Raw genomic sequence first — 17,653 nt, 5'->3', positions numbered from 1 at the left:
TTCAGGTGTGGCCATCGTCGGAAGGCGATGATCAGAAGTCGGTGCGCGATTCCAGGTGTTGTTCGACCTGTTCGCGGGTGGTCCACAAGGTGCGGAACTCCCCCTTAGATAGCAGCTGTAGCTGGTCGCTGATGTGTGCCGAGCCGGGCTGGCTGGCATTGCCGTAACTCATCAAGCCTTTGGCCTTGATGGGCGTGGAAAACTCCACCAGCGACACCCAGGTTTCGCCGTGTTGCGGCAGGCGTTGGCCATCGGCATTGGGCGGGTTCCAGGTGATCACATCGAACGCGCCGAGATTGCCGAAACCGCCGCGGCCAGGCACATCGACCTCGCCCAGATGGAAGCGCGACACCTCACCGTAGGGCCGATCAATCGCGCCATAGGTCTTCTTGGTGCTGGTCACGGCCTGCTTGAGCTGACGCAGCGCCAGCGCCGGATCCTTCAAGCCGCTAGGTGTGGTCAATGGTGCGGCCAATGACCACGGCGTGGCGTAGCCGGCTTGCGAAAGGTAACGCGCATCGCCGGTGAACAAGCGCGCCCATTCCTCGAACAACAACGCGCCGCGGCTGTCGGTTTCGAAATGGCGGTCCCAGGCCTTGAGCACGGCGATCGCAGCGAGGATGTCCGGATCGGTGCTGTCTGCGGCCGCGGCATACAGCTGCGGCAATGTGCGATCGGCCGCCAACGCCTGCGCGGTGCGCTTGAGCGCGACGAACTGGTCGAAGTCGATGTTGTCGTGTTCGGCCAGCATCTTTACCGAGGTCTGTGCGCGCAACGACATCGGCCCGACCGGTGCGACATACGCGGGAAATGCGCTCGGTTCCAGCACGCGCGGCCAGCTCGCCAGCCACGGCGGGTCGTTGGTGTTCTGCACGAAACCGCCGGCCGGGTTGATCACCTTGGGCAGCTCGTCGTAGCCGTGCACCTCACGCCACAATGTGGACGCGGTATCGCCCGGCACCAGCCCGCTCCAGTACTTCAGATCGCCCTGCGCGTGTTTGGGCAGGATGCCGTTGTCCAGAAACAGCACGTTGCCGGCCTTGTCGGCGTAGACGATGTTGAACATCGGCACCTGCAGCTGTTTCAGCGCGCGCTGGAACTGCGCAAAATCCTGCGCCTTGCCCATGTCCCAGTACTGCTTGAGCATGTCGGGGCGATCCAGCCCTGCCACGCGCAGCGCCACGGTGCTGCCGTCGTAACGCTGAAAAACCGGGCCGTGCACGCTCTGGCGAACTTGCAGCGCCTCTTCCTTCAGCGCGCCATCGGCCTGACGGATCTTCAAGGTCCTGGTCTCACGCTTGAACGGCAGCACCTTGCCGTCCAGCAGATAGCCCTCGCCCGACAGTGTGAGTTTGTAGGTGGTCTGGCCCAGCAGCGTGTTCACCGTATTGGTGAAACCCAGTTGCTTGTTGAAACCGAAACGCAGGATCGGCAGGCCCACCTGGGTAGCGCCGTACAGATCCACGCCGGGCCCGTTGAGATGCGCTTCGTAATAGGTGAAAAAGCCGCTGCCCCACGGCAGATGCGGGTTGGCCAGCAGCATGGCGTGGCCGTCGCGGGTCTTCTTGGGCATCACCGCCCAGGCGTTGGAGCCGTCGCGCGCCTGACCGTCCTTGGGCGGCTCGCCCAGCACTTTCGCAGGCGAGGCGATGTAGACGTAATTCATCAACCGGTGTGCATGCGCCACCACGTCCACGCCGGTGATCGGCAGCACCACTTTGACCTCGGCATCCAGCGCCTCCGGGTGTGCGGCGGCGTAATCGTTGATGCCTTGCGCGAATGCATCCAGATCGGCGCGAAAGCCCGGATCCTGCTGCCGATACCACTGCTGCGCGCGCGCGTAGACATCGTTGCTGGCCAGCCAGCGATCCTGTTCGATGTAGGTGTCGCCCCAGTATTCGGCGGCACGGCCGCGCGCTTCGCCATAGAGATGCAGCAGCAGATTGCCGTGGCTGTGCGTTTGCGCCCAACCGAAGCCGTAAAAGGTGCCTGCCTCGGTCTTGGCGTAGACATGCGGCACGCCGTAGCGATCCCACAGGATCTCGCCGGTATCTTTACCGCTGCTGGCGAGCACCGCCATCGGCGCGCATGCCAGCGCGATCAACAGCAACCCTGCGTAGGTGAAAGCGCTGCGCGAACGCGCCCGCATCAAAGACAATTGCGGCACTGGATCACTCCTCAAAAGGTGTACGTCAACTTGGTGTAGTAGGACCCGCCGGTGAAGCCATACGGCACGCTGGTGACGTAGAAACCACTGCCGGTGCTGGCGACCACGCCGATGTTTTTCGGATATTGGTTGAACAGGTTGTTGGCGCCGAGCGTCCAGGTGATGCGATCGGACAGTGCGTAGGACGCCTCCAGATCGGTGATCCATTTGGCCGGCACGTGCTCGTCGTTGGCCGGGTTGTTTTCCAGCACGTCGAAACTGCCGAAGCGGTTGACGCGCACGTTGAGCGCGAAGTCGCCGATCACCCAATTTCCGCCCAGCAGCAACTTGCTGCGCGGGGTGCGCGACAGATAGCCGCGCGAGGCGCGGTCGAACAGTTCGTAGCCGGTGCCCAGCGAGTCCAGCGCGGCCGGGTTGTCGGCGATGCGGGTGATCTCGGTTTTGTTGTAGTTGTAGCCCAGGTTCCAGTTGACCCGGCCCCAGTCGCCGGCCTCCATGCGCCAGGTCGCCACCACGTCCACGCCTTCGGTGCGGGTGTCGATGGCGTTGGTGAAGTACTGCGCGCTGTCGACCCCGGACACGCCGGCGCGGGTGAGCAGGTCGGTGATCGCCGCACCGGTGATGTAGCCGGTCATGCCGATGCGATCGTCCAGATCGATGCGGTAGGCATCCACGGTGAGGCTGAGCGCGCGGCTGGGGTTGTAGGTGAAGCCGATGCTGGCGTTGGTGGATTCTTCCGGCTTCAGCGGTTCGGCGCCGAGTGCGAGCGCGGCGGGAGAATCCACCGGCAGCGTCTTGGCCAGGAACAACTCGCGATCGCCGTTGTCCAGCGTGCGCCAGCTGCTGTTGGTGGCCGCGTACAAGGCCTGCGCCAAGGCCGGCGCGCGGAAGCCGGTGCTGGCCGCGCCTCGCAATGCGAAGGTAGGGGTGATGGCCCAGCGCGCAGTGAACTTGCCCACCGCGGTATCGCCGGCCGAATCGTCGAAGCGCTCGTAGCGGCCGGCCAGGCCCAGCGACACGCTGTCGGCCACGTCCCAGGTCAGGTCGACATAGGCCGCGCCGCTGTTGCGATGCAGGCTGCCGGCTTCATCGGGCTGGAAGGTGATCGCACCCTGCGCGCCGGGCGGCGGCGCCTGCCCGGCACGCGGATGGCCGGCCGGAAACACGTAGTCGCCAGCCGCATACGCCGCCTGCTCGCCGGCCTGGATTTCGTATTTTTCGTAGCGGTGCTGCACGCCTAGCGACACCTGCAATGGACGCTCGGCCAGCTGCAGGCCGCGGGTGATGTCCAGGCTGGTGGTCCAGTCGGTGGAGGTCAGCTGGCCGAGATAGAACTCGGTGGGGCTGGTTGGCCCCAGACTGGCATTGAGCGTGTGCAGCCCGTCGCGTTCGGAGGCGTTGCTGCCGTAGCTGGTGGCCAGGTCCCAATCCCACTCGCCCCACAGCCCCTTGATGCCGGCGGTGAACTCGTAATCGGTCTCGTCGATGCGCAGGCGCGGGCTGTACCCGTCCGGGTAAATTTCCTGCAGCGTGTTGTTGGCGTTGGGATTGCGGAACGACCATTCCAGATCGCTCAGGCGGCGGCTGTAGGTGGCGTAGGAATAACCGCGCAGGTCGCCGCCCAGGCCGAGTTCGGCGTTGTAGGACAGGTTGGCGCCCTTCTGCCAGGGCTGGCCGAAGTTGCGCGTGATCAACCGGTCGGCGGTGGCCTCGCGCGGGTCTGGCTGGCCGTTGACCGGGTAGTACAGCCGGTAGTTGTCGGCCACCGGCACCGCGCGGTTGGAGGTCTGTTGATAGCGGGCGTCGGCGGCCAGATAGACGAAGCCGTCGCTGCCCAGCGCCAGGCCCTTGCCGATGCTGGCGCTGCTGCTGTCGCCATCGGCGCGGTCGATGTTCTGGCCCCACAGGAGGTCGGCCTTGCCGCCGTCGGCATCGGATTTGAGAAGGATGTTGATGACACCGGCGATCGCATCCGAGCCGTATTGCGCGGCGGCGCCGTCGCGCAGCACTTCGATATGGTCCACCGCCGAGACCGGGATCAGGCTCATGTCCACCGGCACCGAACCACGGCCGACGATACCGGCGATGTTGATGCTGGCGGTGCGATGGCGGCGCTTGCCGTTGACCAGCACCAGGGTGTGATCCGGATTGAGCCCGCGCAGCCCGCCGGTGGCGATCACATACGAGGTGCCGTTGCCGGATTTGGCCGGCGCATTGAACGAAGGTACCAGGTCGTTGAGCGCCGAGAGCAGGCCCGGGCGCCCGGTCTTTTCCAGTTCCGCCGCGCCGATCACATCGATCGGGGTGGGACTTTCGGTGACGGTGCGCTGCACGCCGCGCGCGCCGGTGACCACCACCGCATCCAGATTGCCGACTGCGGCGTCTGCGGGCGGCGCGGCGGAGGGTGCGTCCACTTGTGCATAGCCCACGCCGGGATGGCCGTGCAAGGCGGCCGTCATCGGCTGCGCCGAGGCCAGCGTGATGCGTTCGCCGTCGTCTTCGACCACGCTCAATCCGGTGCCGGTCAGTAATTGCCGTAGTGCCACGCGCGATTCCAGCGTGCCCTGCACTGCCGGCGTGCGCACCTGCTGCAGATACTCGCCCGGCGCCACGATCTGCACGCCGGCCTGCCGTGCGAACTCCGGCAACGCCACCACGGCATTGCTCTCCGGCAGCGAGAACGTGCGCCCCTGCGGTGAGGCGGCCAACGCATGGCCCGCTGCCATCATCGCCACGGCCGTGCCGATGGCCTTGCTCAAACGCCTTGTTGCTGCCTGCATCACTGTTCTCCGCGGGCGCGCGTGCGCCGCTGTTTGATCGCTGTCACCGTTGCTGCCTGGCTCCCCTGTGTGTTCGATGCGTCGCCGCCGCTTTTCCGCCATGGACATCGCATCAGGTGACGCACGGCCATGCACATCACTGCGCGAATGCCCCGCGCAGATGGATGCCGCCACGGGTGTGTTCGATCTGCAGGCCCATGCTCAGTGCGACAGAGCGCGCGAACCCTTCCGGATCGTTGGCCGAGTACAGGCCGACCACGGTGCGTCGCGCCACGGCGGGGTCGTCGATCAGGATGCGCATGTCGTTGTAGCGGGCGAATTCGGCAGCGGCCTGCGCCAGCGTGTCGCCATCGAAGGCGATCATGCCGTCGCGCCAGACCAGCAACTGCTGCACGCGTTGCGCATCCAGCGGCTGCAGCTGCACTGCCCGCGTCGGGCTGACCATGGCCAACATGTTCGCTGTCACGCGTTGCGGTGCGCGCTGGTCGGCATCCACGTCGACGGTGCCTTCGCGCACCACGACCTTGACTGCATCGTCCTGCCGGCGGCGCACGCTGAAGCTGGTGCCGACCGCACGCACTTCCGAGCCGGCCGCCATCACCACGAACGGGCGGTGGCGATCCTTGGCCACATCGAACAAGGCCTCGCCACGCAGCAGCTGGATCTGACGCCGGTCGGCGCGATACTCCACCACCACTTCCGAGCCGGAGTTGAGCGTCACTGCCGAGCCGTCTGCCAATGGCAGGCGCAGCACCTCGCCAATGCGGGTGAGGTGATGGCCGCTGCCGGGCGTGCCGCTGCCCGCCACGGCCTCACTGGGCATGCGATTCATGCGCATGGGTTGCTGCAGCGCCAGCATGCCGCTGGCTGCGGCGACCACACTGGCCGCAAGCGCGGCCAACCAGGCACCGCGTCGGCGCGCACGCACGCGCCTGGCCTGGGTCTGTACTGCGAAGCCCTGCCCCAACGCACGCGCACGATCGAAATGCAGATGCACTGCGTGCGCACGCGCATATGCCCCGCGATGGCGCACGTCTTCGGCCAGCCAGCGGTCGCGCTGCATGCACTCGGCCGGCGTGAGCCGGTCGCCGTCTTCGCGCCCCACCCAGGCGGCGGCAATGTCGTCGATGGTGCGCATGCTCAGGTGCCACGCTGCGGGTCGGCCAGGCGTGTGGCCTGCGCGTCGTGGACGGCGGCCGGTGCGGAGACGCGGGTGCGGCCCATGCGGGCCATCAGCAAACGCAATCCCTTCACGATGTGTTTTTCCACGGTGTTCTCGCTGATTCCGAGCCGCGCGGCGATCTCGCGCTGCGACAGTCCATCGACCTTGCGCAGCAGAAATACCTGGCGGCATTTGTCCGGCAGTGCCGACAGCGCTTCGCCGATGCGGCGCAGCTCCTGACCGGCAATGGCGTGGCGCTCGGGTGAGCGCTCGTCCTGTGTGATGTCCAGGCGCTCGATTTCCGCCACGCTTTCGATCGAAACGATCCTGGCGCGCCGCACCTGCTGCAACAGCACCGACTGCGCGGCGGTGAACAGATAGGCGCGCGGGTTGGCGATATGGCCCACCTCGCCCAGCCCGGCCAGGATGGCGTAGGTCTCCTGGATGACATCGTCGCAATCGACGTTGCCGGGGGCGTGCTTGCGCAGCCAGCGCCGCAGCGCCGGCTCATGCGGCAGGATCTGCGTCGCCAGCCAGGCGGCGCGCTCGGAAGTGATGGCCGGCATCTAGGACGCGGCCGCTGACGTGCCCGCACGTCGAAGTGAGGAAGTCATTGCGTTCTCCGGGGGATTCGAGCGAATGACCTGCTCTTGAAGTCACGATGCGTCAGCGACGCACCTCCGCCATGCCCTCCGACGGGTGGTTCGCTGCGATGGCACTACCCGCGCAGATCGCGCCAGAAATCGACAATGTCCGGTCGGATGCGGCCAACGAAATGGCCGTTGGCAATGACCTCACTGCTTTGGGTTATGCAGGCGCGCCATGCACCAGAGCGCGCTGCCACGCGACTGCCCACGCCACGGTGATGGGCGCCGCCGTGCACGGCAATGCGGTACTTGGCGGTCTGACCGTGTGGCATCCGGGCGCGACGATCGGAACCAATGCGCAAGCGAGTACGGTGTTTGTGGGCCGGGCGTGTTCTACGGCTATGTCGATCCGGAGACCATGACAAATTCCGAATTCGGGGCCGATCTGCACCAGGCGGTGTCGGAAATCACCGCGCGGCCGGCGGGTTGGTGATCGGTTACCGCTGCAGCTGCAACCAACCGCAGGTCATCGCCTGATGTGACCGATACGCGCAGGCCGGGAATGGCCTGCGACACGCGGTTTCAGTCGCCCAGCTCGGCCAAACGCGCGCGCACGCTTTCCACATCGATGTGCTCGCGCACATGCGGCCACTGCCTCGCCCACACCAAGCGGAACACGATCCACGCACCGAACACGCCCAGACAGGTCGAGCCCAGCGCCAGCAGCAACGGATGCAACGGCGAGCCGTTGCCGGTCTGGAACAGATACATGAAGGCCCCGGAAAACAGCAGCCACACGCCGAACACCGGCCAGTTGCTGGCCAGCAGACTCGCGTTAGGGCGCTCGATCTCACGCAGCAACCGGGTCAGCGCCTTGCGTTCGTCTTCGTCCGGTGTCATCGACTGGCCGCTCCATGGGTTGACTGTGTTTTTTAGAGCGGCTAACAAAACGTAGCGAGCGGTCGTCAGGTGGGCGTGGACGGCGCGCTCAGAACCGGAGTGTACGGGTGGTACATGCCGATTCCGAGCACTGGCCGCGCCCGTCTGGCGGCCGCGCAGTAGTTTTGTTAGTCGCTCTTGATCGCCGCGCTAGATCACGCGGCAGAATACTGCCTTCAGATAGCGCGATTCCTGCACGTGCGCCATGAAAGGATGGTCCGGACCGGCACCGGCGACTTTCAGGATCTGGATGGTGCGCCCGGAGAAATACGAGGCGCGGCGCAGCATGTCCAGAAACTCCTGCTCGGCCACCAGCCCGGTGCACGAGAAGGTGGCGAACAGGCCACCGGGCTTGACCACGCCCAACGCCAATTTGTTCATGTCCAGGTATTTCTTCAACGCGGGAATCACCTGCTCGCGGTCGCGGGTCATCTTGGCCGGGTCCAGGATCACCACATCGAACTGGTCGCCGCGATTGGACGCATCGCGCAGCCACGGAAAGATGTCGGCCTGCACGAACTTGGGGCGCACGTTGTTGAGCTTCGCATTGCCCTTGGCCAAGGCGATCACATCCTCGTCGATGTCCACGCCCAGCACCTCCGAGGCGCCACGCGCGGCCGCATACACCGCAAAGCCGCCGGTGTTGCAGCACAGGTCCAGCACGCTCTTGCCTTCAACCTGCTCGCTCAGCCACTGACGGTTTTCGCGCTGATCGGCAAAAAACCCGGTCTTGTGCGCCCCCGCCGGATCGGCGCGGAACTTGATGCCGTATTCGGTGATCACCGCCGCTTCGGTGGTGGTGTTGCCGTGGAAATCGAAGCTTTCCTGCTTTTGCACATGTTCGTCGGCAAAACTGTGGAAGCGGCAGCCCGGGAACTGCTCGCGCAGCGCCTCGTAGATCCATTCGCGATGGCGGAACATGCCGGCGGCGAAGAACTCCACCACCACCAGATCGCCGTAGCGGTCCACCACCAGGCCGGACAGGCCGTCGCCTTCGCTGTGCACCACGCGCCAGGCATCGGACACGCCATCGAGCTTGAGCCAGTCGCGGCGCAGGCTCACCGCTGCAGCGATCTTGCGCGAGAACCAGCCCGCATCCACCGGCACCGATTGATCGGTTTCCAGGATGCGCACGGCAATGCGCGAGTGGCCGTTGTAGAAGCCGCGGCCGATCCATTCCCCATCCACGCCGACCACATCGACGATGGTGCCGGGTTTGGGCTTGGCGGCGGGCTTTTCCACCAGCTTCTGGAAGATCCACGGGTGGCTGGAGCGCCACGCATTCTTGAGTCGGACGACGGGGACAGGAGTATTCATCCGCCCATTGTATCCGGCTGGATTGACGTGCCTGAGCCCGCAACGCAGAATCGGGCTCAGAAGGGGAGTAGCTCCCAGGAACGGCCAACAGAACGTGGCAGCGGTCATGCCATCGTTCGGGAAGTCGCTCCAGCGTTGTCGCCGTCATTACGAGCCCTGTCATCAGGCGCTCCGGTGCAACGGCAACCGGCCACACCGGTTGCGAGCGAGACCTTCGCCGCGCAGGCGAAGGTCCGTCACCCGGAATCCACGATTTCCGTGTCACAAGGCCTCAGCCCACCGGCTGTCCAGGTCGTTTCACTTTTCGGGATTCTTTTATGCAAACCATTGGCAATGTGTGGTTATGGGGTGGCTTCGCGATCGTGGTGATCGTGGCGCTGATGGTCGATCTGGTGCTGATGCGCCATGGCGGCGCGCACAAGGTGACCTTCAAGGAAGCCACCTGGTGGAGCATCGGCTGGGTGCTGCTGGCGCTGGCCTTCAACGCCGGGCTGTGGTGGTACCTGCAGGGCAGCATGGGCGACGCGGCGGCCGACCGGATCGGGCTGGAGTTCCTGACCGGCTATCTGGTGGAGAAGTCACTCGCAGTCGACAACATCTTCGTGTTCCTGATGGTCATGACCTACTTCGGCGTGCCCGAAGAACAGCGCCAGCGCGTACTGATCATCGGCGTGCTGGGGGCCATCGTGCTGCGCGCGATCATGATCTTTGCAGGCTCGGTGCTACTGACCAAGTTCCATTGGCTGCTGTACGTGTTCGGCGCGTTCCTGCTGCTGACCGGCATCAAGATGTGGTTCTCCGCCGGCAAGGAGCCGGATCTGGAAGCCAACCCGGTGCTGCGCTGGATGCGCGGCCATCTGCGGCTCAGCCCGCAGTACGACGGCAACGCGCTGAGCGTGATCAAGGACGGCAAGCGCTGGTTCACCCCGTTGTTCGTGGTGCTGATCCTGATTGCGGTGATCGATGTGATCTTCGCGGTGGACAGCATTCCGGCGATCTTCGCCATCACCACCGACCCGTTCATCGTGCTGACCTCCAACGTGTTCGCAGTGCTGGGCCTGCGCGCGATGTTCTTCCTGCTGGCCGGCATGGCTGATCGCTTCCATTTGTTGCCGTATGGCCTGGCGGTGATCCTGGTGTTCATCGGCACCAAGATGATGATCATCGATCTGTACAAGATCCCGGTGCTGGTGTCGCTGGCGGCGGTAGTGCTGATCCTGATCTTCACCATCGTGCTGAGCCTGCTGCGTCCGCCCAAGCCGGCGCGGCACTGACGGGCCGGGATTGGGGATTCGTGAATGGCAGCGCCGCGTGCGCTGCTCGCATCTAGCGCACCGACCGTCTCCACTGGTCCTTGCCCGCCCACCGTCGCGGGACCTTACGCGGCATGGATGCCGCGTAAGAGCCTACACGGACGTACTTGCGGCGTGTCCCGCGATGGTGGGCGGGCAAGGACCCTGCAGCCAAGGCGCAGATCAACAATCAAAAGCTAGGTGAGTCGAGGGCGCGGTGCCCTCACCGCTCGCGGGACACGCCGTGAATCCGTCCGTGGAGGCTCGGTGGCGGCATCCATGCCGCCACACGGTCCCGCAATCGGCGAGGACACCGCACCAGACGGTTTGTAGGTGGCTTTGTTGAAAACATGCACACCGACCAGCTCGACTGGTCATTGCCCGCCCACCGTCGCGGGACCTTACGCGGCATGGATGCCGCGTAAGAGCCTACACGGACGTACTTGCGGCGTGTCCCGCGATGGTGGGCGGGCAAGGGCCCTGCAGCCAAGCCGCAGATCGTCCGTGATAAGGCGCAGGCCGATCCGCCAACGACCGGCGCCGGGATTGGATTATCCCGTCGCCGGGCCTGCTTATCCCGAGCCGGATAGGCTTGTAAAAAAACCCGCGCGACGCCATCCGTGAAGGCATGACACAGCATCCTGTTGCCGCCGCCGACGCCACCGCCCAAGACCGTCTGGACCGTTCCCGGGTCTTGCGTGCCTTCAACTTCAGCCTGGCCGCCGTGCTGCTGCTGGTGGCGGTATTCACCGCCCAGGGCATGTTCGACTGGCGCGCCTGGGCGGTGGCACCGCTACAGGCCGACGGCCTGCTCGGCATTCTCACCGCACCGCTGCTGCATGGCTCGCTCGCGCATCTGGGCGCCAATGCGGCCGCCTTGCTGATCCTGGGCACGTTAGCCGGCAGCGTGTATCCGCGCGCCACCGCCATGGCGCTACCGTTGTTGTGGCTGGGCTCGGGCCTGGGCGCCTGGCTGCTGGGCGAACCCGGCAGCCGCCACCTGGGCGCCAGCGGTGTCACCCACGGGCTGATGTTTCTGGTGTTCGTGCTCGGCCTGCTGCGCCGCGACCGCCCGGCGATCGCCACCAGCATGATCGCCTTCCTGTTCTACGGCGGCATGCTGCTGACCATCCTGCCGCACGAAGCCGGCGTGTCCTGGCAGTCGCACCTGGGCGGCGCCGTGGCCGGCCTGATCGCCGCGCTGCTGCTGCGCCTGCGCGACCCGCAACAGGCCAAGCCGCGCTACAGCTGGGACGACGAGGACGAAGACGCCGCCTGGGAAGTCAGCACCGCCGAGCGCGACGTGCTGGAACCGCCGCCGCCGCGCCAGGTGCCGGTGCTATGGCAACGCCAGGAAGACGGCTCGCACAACGTGGTGCTGCATTTCCCCCCGCGCGAACGACCGCCGGGAGCGTAGGAGCGCGCTTGCGCGCGATGGGGCGTTATCGGTAACGCCTCATCGCGCGCAGGCACGCTCCTACAACGGCTGATTGCGAGGACGCGCCGTTACTGACGCTCGTTCAACGCACGCCGCGCCAGTCCCGGATCGTCGGCAAAGAACGCATCGATACCGGCATCCAGATACGCCTTCAGCTCGGCCAAAGCGCCCGCCTCGTTACGCTCGGTCACCGCGCCAGCACTGCGATTGTTGATCGCCAGAAAATAATTCTCCGGACGGAACGTATATGGCTGCACCTGCAATCCGGCCGCATGCGCGTCGTGCACCAGGCTGGTCGGCGTACCCAGGCGTTGCTGCGCATCCAACGGAATGATGCTGCGGATGTCCGGGCCGATCGCATCGGCATAGCTGGCGATCTGCTTCAGCCCTTCGGGCGTCACCATCTGCCCATAGGTGCGCGGCGCACTGCCAACACCGGCATCGGGCAGCGCCATCTGCGCGCCACCCAGCAACTGCAGCAGACGAATGTTGCTGGTGCGCCCGATCTTGCCGCGCAGGTCACGCAAATTGCCGGTCTCGAACGACTGGATCACCACCGGCGCGGTCTGCGTGTAGGCATGCGCACGCAAGCTCGCCAGCACCTTGTCTTCCATCGGCAACTTCAGCGCACTGAAATAGCTCGGGTGCTTGATCTCCGGAATCAGCCCGATGGTGCGCCCGGTCGCTGCCGATTCGGCTGCGACAAAATCGATGATCTCGTCGAAGGTGACGATCTGAAACTGCCCATCCCAACGCGTGCCACGCAGTTGCGGCAGCCGCTCGCGCGCGCGCAACGTCTTCAATTCGGCAAGACTGAAGTCTTCGGTGAACCAGCCTTCCATCGGCTGGCCATCGATGGTCTTGCGCGTCTTGCGCGCGGCGAACTCCGGATGGCTGGCCACATCGGTGGTGCCGCCGATCTCGTTCTCATGCCGCGCCACCAGCACACCGTCCTTGGTCGACACCAGATCCGGCTCGACGAAATCGGCGCCATCGATAATGGCCTTGGCGTAGGAGGCCAACGTGTGTTCCGGGCGCAACGCGCTGGCACCACGGTGCGCAAAGATCTGCACCGTTTTCGCCAACGGCGCTTCTGCCACTGCGGGGCCGCTCATGCCGACCATCATCGCTCCCAACACTAGAACACGGTGGAACTGCATCATGCATTTCTCCAACGAAAAAGCAGCCATCAAAACCAAGGCGTGATCGCCAGACGAACGCGGCCGATTGGCGGTGCGGGATATGCGACGCGTACATCCCGCTTTCTCCGCATCGTCCGCACCCGCCTGACAACCACGCGCTAAGGAACCTCTGAACAACGCACCACAGATACGCGACACTACCCGCCTGATGTTGAGGAGTGATCCATGCAACTGACGTTCGGTGACGCTGAGGGCCTGGGCAAGCGCAAGCAGACCCGGCGCGAGATCTTTCTGGCCGAGATGGAGCAGGTGGTTCCGTGGCAGCAACTGCTCGGTCTGATCGCGCCGCACTATCCGGTATCGGGCCGGCCAGGTCGGCAGCCGTACGCACTGGCGACGATGTTGCGGATTCATCTGCTGCAGCAGTGGTATGCGCTGAGCGATCCGGCGATGGAAGAAGCACTGCACGAGATCCCGACCTTGCGGCGGTTTGCCCAGCTCGGTGGCTTGGACAACGTTCCGGACGAGACCACGATTCTCAACTTTCGGCGCCTGCTGGAGACCCATGGCCTTGCCGCGCGGATGCTGGAAGCGGTCAACGCGCATCTGGCGCGCAAGGGCCAGAGCCTGCGGTCGGGCACGATCGTCGATGCGACGCTGATCGCGGCGCCCAGTTCGACCAAGAATGCCGACAACGCGCGCGACCCTGAGATGCATCAGACCAAGAAGGGCAATCAGTGGTATTTCGGGATGAAGGCGCACATCGGCGTGGATGAATTTTCCGGGTTGGTGCACCACGTCCATTGCACAGCCGCCAACGTCGCCGATGTCACGGTGATGCACACGTTGCTGCATGGCAAAGAAGACAGCGTGTTCGGCGATAGCGGCTACACCGGTGCGGACAAACGCGAAGAACTGCAGGCCTGCAAGGCTGCATTCTTCATCGCCGCCAGGCCCTCGACGATGCAAGCCCTCGGCAACAAACGCGAGCGTGCTCGGGAAAGACGTTGGGAACACTTCAAGGCCAGCGTGCGCGCGAAGGTGGAGCATCCATTCCGGGTGATCAAGCGCCAGTTCGGCTACACCAAGGTCCGCTATCGCGGCCTGGCCAAGAACACCGCGCAGGTGCTGACCTTGTTTGCGCTATCGAACCTGTGGATGAAGCGAAAGCAGTTACTGCCGACGATGGGGAACGTGCGCCTGTAACCCGGGCAACACCCTGCAAACGCGCCGGAAACGGCAAAAAAATCGAGGATCTGAGCGCCGTCAGCCTGGTCGATGTGGTTAGGCTCATCCTCCGATGCCGTTGATCAGACCATCCCTAAGTCTTGTCAGCCACTTTAAAACTATCTATGTCGATCAACATCGGGAATCCGTAAGCAGCAGCAAGACCCGCCGTTACGAATCCCCAATCCCGATTCCCCAATCCCTGACTCAGAACTTCGCATCCAACGTCAAAAACACCTGCCGCGGCGCACTGGCATGGAACGCCAGCTGACGCCCATTCGGATCGCTGTTGGCGAACGCGGTGAGGTTGGATGCGTAACGCTTGTCGGTGAGGTTGGTGACGTTGAGCGAGAGCTTGAGGCCCTGCAGCACGCCGGCCTGGCCGAAGTCGTACCCGGCGCCCGCGTCGAACGAGGTGTAACCACCAAAGCCCTGGTCGTTGGTGTAGGTGTAATAGCGCTGCCCGGTGTACTTGCCGCGCAGATTGACGTTCCAGTTGGCGTAGTTGAAGGCGATTTCGCTGGCGAACATGCGCTTGGGCGTATCCACCGTGGTCTTGCCGGCAGTGGCAATGGTCACACCGTTCTGCACGTAGTTGTCGTCGTAGGTCGAACGGTTGATCGAGGCCGAGTTGTACCACTGCAGGTAGCTGGTGGGCTTCCAGATCACGGTCAGTTCGCCGCCGCGGCTGCTCACCGAGCCCACGTTGAAGAACCGCGTGGTGCACGCCGGCGTGGTGCCCTGCTGGATGCTGGCGCAGGGATTGAGCGAGAGCAGACGGTTATCGAAGGTGACGTCATAACCGACCAGCGAGGCTTCGAAGTGGTCGCGCACGAAGCGATAACCGGCTTCCATGGTGCGCGACTTTTCCGGCTCCAGCGCACCAACGCTGGCATCGAACGAGGCCTGCGTCACCAGCAACGGACCGCCGGCGCCGCCGCCCTGGAAGGCGGCGATGTTTTCCGCGTACGAGGCGAACACTTCCTGCCCTTCGGCCAGGCGATAACCCAGACCGATCTGCGGCAGCACCGACTCGCTGGCCTTGATCGAGCCGGTCGCCACCGGCGCTTCCACTGCGATGCCCGGTGTCTCGCGTGCGGTCATTTCGGTACTCGGGCTCTTGATGCCCAGGTCCACGCTCAGGCGCTCATCGAAGAACTTGAAATTGCCCTGCACGTAGAACTGCCGGGTGGTGATGACGTAGTTCTGCGAGAACAACCGGCGATCCGGATCCTGCAGGAACTTGTCGTCGCTGACCGGCCCATCGATCCAGTAGAAATTGCGCTCCACATCGTGGTGGTTGCGCTCGTACCACAGCCCGGCTTCGAGATGATGCGGGCCCAGGTTCCAACCGAGCGAGGCGATGCCGCCGGTGCGGTTGATCCAGTAATTGGTGCTACGAATCGAAATCGGCAATGCCTGCGGCGTGCCCGGGTTGGACGCCTGACCCGGCGACCACCAGTGGCCCTGACCCTTGTTTTCGTGGTGATAGACCTGGGTGTGCAGGCTGATCGCATCGTTGGGCTGGAAGTCGCCGGCCACGTAGAACAGATCGTCGTCGCGCAACGCACGGCTCTGGTAATAGGCATCGTCGACGTTGTCCACGCCGCCACTGAAACCACAGCGTGCCGCATTCCGCGTGGCCGGTGCGCAATACGCCGCAGCCAATGCGCGATTCCAGTCCGGTGCGTAAAGATTCCAGTCCCAGCCCAGGCCACGCGCCATGCCGCTCTTGGATAGATACGAATAATCCGCCTGCGAGGTGCGCGAGGTATCGGCGAACGCGGTCAACTTGCCGCCGTCGAACTGGTACACGCCCTTGGCATTGAACTGCCGCGTAGTGGTCGGCGAGTCCGGACGCGCCCACATATCGGCCTCGGCGTTGATGCCCGACACATATGCCGAAAAGCCGTTGTAGTCGCCGGTATCCACACGCAGGAAGGTACGGCGGTTGGCATCCGACCCCACCGTCTGCGACACCTGCCCGCCGAACACGCTGGACGGATCGGCCGAGTAGTACTGGATAGTGCCGCCGAGGTTGCTGGTGGAGGCGGTGCCCAGCGCACCGATACCCGAGGCCAGCTCCACGCCGCCGAAGTTCTCGGCGATCAGCGCGCGGCTGATGTTGAGGCCGTTGTAGTTGCCGTAGGCGTTGTCGCCCAGCGGCAGGCCGTCGAGCGTATAGCCCAGGCGCGTGCCGTTGAAGCCGCGCAGGCTGATCGTCTGCGACTCTTCGTTGGCACCGAAGGCATCGTTGGATTGCACGTTGACGCCCGGCATGCGGTTGAGCAGCTTCTGGATGCTGGTGCCCGGCGGCAACACCGGAATGTCCTGCTGGGTGATGCGCTGCACCTGACGCGTTTCGCCCTGGCCGATCACCGAGACCGCATCGAGCTGCTGCACGGTCGTGCCGGTATCGGCAGTCACCTCGGGATCGGCGGCATGGGCAGCCGGCGACAACACGAGCGCGGTAAGAACGGCGGCACTTAACAGATGGGTCTTGGGCATGAGCGGCATGGGGACGAGTCAAAAGATGACGGCAAGCGTGCGACAGCTGTCTTGCGCCGATGCGACCGGGACATGACAGTGCTGCGACAGTCGCTGCGCATCCCGCGCCAGTGCTTCGTTGCGCTGGCATGCACATGTCATCTGCGCGTCGTAATCTGCGAGCTCTTCCATGCGCGTTGTTGAGGGTTGGTCCATGTCGCATCGCAGTGCTCGCTCTTATCCTCGGACGCTGACCGGCATCGCCATCGCCGCGCTGGTCGTCGGCAGCGGCATGCTGAGCGCGCGGGAAAAACCAGCATCGACAGGCTCGGTGATCGCCACCGATGCGCGTGGATATCTTGAAAAAGAACAGTTGCCCGACAGCCTGCGCCTGGTGCCGCCACCGCCGCAGGACGGCAGCGCCGCGCTGGCCAACGACGAAGCCATCGCCAAGGCCATGCTCGCGTTGCGCGGCACACCGCGTTGGAACCTGGCCACCCAGGACGCCGCACTGACTTTCCCCGCAGCCGCCAGTCACTTCAGCTGCGCGCTTGGCGTGCAGATCGACCAGACCAGCACCCCACACCTGCTGCGCCTGCTCGAACGCAGCATGCGCGACGCCAGCAGCAGCACCAGCGCGGCCAAGGCACGCTACCAACGCCCGCGACCGTTCATGCGCAACGACCAACCGATGTGCACGCCCGCCGACGATGCGGCGCTGCGCAAGAACGGTTCCTACCCCTCCGGTCACACCGCCATCGGCTGGAGCTGGGGCCTGATTCTGGCCGAACTCGCCCCCGCACAACGCGATGCCCTGCTCGCCCGCGGCCGCGCCTTCGGCGACAGCCGCCTGGTCTGCAACGTGCATTGGCAGAGCGATGTCCTGCAGGGCCGCATGATGGGCGCGGCCACCGTCGCCGCGTTGCACGACAACCCTGAGTTCCAGAAAGACCTGGCTGGCGCACGCCGCGAGATCGCGCAGGCAAGCGCAAAAAAACCCGCAACTACGGCCTTATCGCCAACGTGCGATGCGGAAAACGCCGCGCTACAGACGGTGTTGCCGGGTGTGATGTAAGTCGGCTTGCAGCGTTGCTGCAAGCGTTCGCCGATTATCG

12 protein-coding genes and 1 other RNA gene are annotated in these 17,653 nt (G+C 64.7%); 4 read left to right on the top strand and 9 right to left on the bottom strand.

Annotated elements, in window-relative coordinates:
• Nucleotides 1-31 precede the first annotated feature (31 nt).
• From NMB96_RS06050 to NMB96_RS06020, 7 genes are all read right to left on the bottom strand, one after another.
• A complete protein-coding gene (locus tag NMB96_RS06050) occupies nt 32-2,167 on the bottom strand; it encodes an acylase (protein ID WP_255086490.1) in 2,136 nt (711 codons plus the stop codon).
• A gap of 11 nt (nt 2,168-2,178) precedes the next feature.
• A complete protein-coding gene (locus NMB96_RS06045; protein ID WP_255086489.1) occupies nt 2,179-4,926 on the bottom strand; it encodes a TonB-dependent receptor in 2,748 nt (915 codons plus the stop codon).
• Between the two features lie 157 nt (nt 4,927-5,083).
• A complete protein-coding gene (locus tag NMB96_RS06040) occupies nt 5,084-6,085 on the bottom strand; it encodes a FecR family protein (protein WP_023905848.1) in 1,002 nt (333 codons plus the stop codon).
• Nucleotides 6,086-6,087: 2 nt separating this feature from the next.
• The gene (locus NMB96_RS06035) at nt 6,088-6,675 is read right to left on the bottom strand and encodes an RNA polymerase sigma factor (RefSeq protein ID WP_023905849.1); all 588 of its coding nucleotides are present in this window, start codon (nt 6,673-6,675) and stop codon (nt 6,088-6,090) included.
• Nucleotides 6,676-7,278: 603 nt separating this feature from the next.
• Complete coding sequence (locus tag NMB96_RS06030; RefSeq protein WP_023905852.1) at nt 7,279-7,596, bottom strand: hypothetical protein; 318 nt, start codon at nt 7,594-7,596, stop codon at nt 7,279-7,281.
• Nucleotides 7,597-7,635: 39 nt separating this feature from the next.
• Nucleotides 7,636-7,712: non-coding RNA, sX9 sRNA (locus NMB96_RS06025), on the bottom strand.
• Nucleotides 7,713-7,785: 73 nt separating this feature from the next.
• Entirely contained in the window at nt 7,786-8,952 is a 1,167-nt protein-coding gene (locus NMB96_RS06020; RefSeq protein ID WP_023905853.1) for a class I SAM-dependent rRNA methyltransferase, read from the bottom strand.
• 317 nt (nt 8,953-9,269) lie between these two features.
• On the opposite strand from NMB96_RS06020, the gene NMB96_RS06015 reads away from it, so the two are divergent.
• A complete protein-coding gene (locus NMB96_RS06015) occupies nt 9,270-10,226 on the top strand; it encodes a TerC family protein (RefSeq protein ID WP_074056205.1) in 957 nt (318 codons plus the stop codon).
• Between the two features lie 646 nt (nt 10,227-10,872).
• Entirely contained in the window at nt 10,873-11,661 is a 789-nt protein-coding gene (locus NMB96_RS06010; RefSeq protein WP_023905899.1) for a rhomboid family intramembrane serine protease, read from the top strand.
• A gap of 89 nt (nt 11,662-11,750) precedes the next feature.
• On the opposite strand, the gene NMB96_RS06005 is transcribed toward NMB96_RS06010, so the two are convergent.
• Nucleotides 11,751-12,845: a glycerophosphodiester phosphodiesterase gene (locus tag NMB96_RS06005; protein ID WP_255086488.1), complete on the bottom strand. Its 1,095-nt coding sequence runs from the start codon at nt 12,843-12,845 to the stop codon at nt 11,751-11,753.
• 204 nt (nt 12,846-13,049) lie between these two features.
• Between NMB96_RS06005 and NMB96_RS06000 the strand changes: the two genes are divergently transcribed.
• Nucleotides 13,050-14,030: an IS5 family transposase gene (locus tag NMB96_RS06000; RefSeq protein WP_183086593.1), complete on the top strand. Its 981-nt coding sequence runs from the start codon at nt 13,050-13,052 to the stop codon at nt 14,028-14,030.
• Between the two features lie 228 nt (nt 14,031-14,258).
• Here the strand turns inward: NMB96_RS06000 and NMB96_RS05995 are convergent, their stop codons facing one another.
• Nucleotides 14,259-16,559 (bottom strand): TonB-dependent receptor, encoded by a 2,301-nt coding sequence (locus tag NMB96_RS05995; protein WP_255086937.1) that lies wholly within the window; start codon nt 16,557-16,559, stop codon nt 14,259-14,261.
• 193 nt (nt 16,560-16,752) lie between these two features.
• On the opposite strand from NMB96_RS05995, the gene NMB96_RS05990 reads away from it, so the two are divergent.
• Nucleotides 16,753-17,613: an acid phosphatase gene (locus NMB96_RS05990; RefSeq protein ID WP_255086487.1), complete on the top strand. Its 861-nt coding sequence runs from the start codon at nt 16,753-16,755 to the stop codon at nt 17,611-17,613.
• Nucleotides 17,614-17,653: the final 40 nt, after the last annotated feature.

Source organism: Xanthomonas hortorum (assembly GCF_024339125.1).
In the GTDB taxonomy this organism is placed as follows: Bacteria; Pseudomonadota; Gammaproteobacteria; order Xanthomonadales; family Xanthomonadaceae; genus Xanthomonas; species Xanthomonas hortorum.
Note: the sequence above shows the minus strand (reverse complement) of the source record. Positions and strands in the feature narration are given on the sequence as shown.